The sequence below is a fragment of the Cytobacillus oceanisediminis 2691 genome (assembly GCF_007678455.1).
Classification (GTDB): domain Bacteria; phylum Bacillota; class Bacilli; order Bacillales; family Cytobacillaceae; genus Mesobacillus; species Mesobacillus oceanisediminis_A.
Window position 1 is genome coordinate 1 of sequence record NZ_VEEP01000407.1, and the last position, 236, is coordinate 236.

The window sequence follows — 236 nt, forward strand, 5'->3', positions numbered from 1 at the left end:
TTACTTAAACAAAAACATAAAATTTTAAATTTAGATGATGCCGAAGATGGCAATTTAATTAATACAAGTGACGAAGATAAAACAACAGACCAAGAAGAAAAAGCACATTCAATTACGGCAATTTGGAATTTTGAAAAACAAAATTATTACTTAAAAGATTTGAAACGTTAGCTTAAAAGCTAGCGTTTTTTTATGTTGTTTGCCCCTGGGGGAACTATAGGATTAACCAGCATGGT

1 pseudogene is annotated in these 236 nt (G+C 30.1%); it reads left to right on the forward strand.

What is annotated here, in order from left to right:
• Positions 1-171 (forward strand): annotated as a pseudogene (locus FS736_RS25375) (protein rep); the annotation flags it as partial.
• Positions 172-236: the final 65 nt, after the last annotated feature.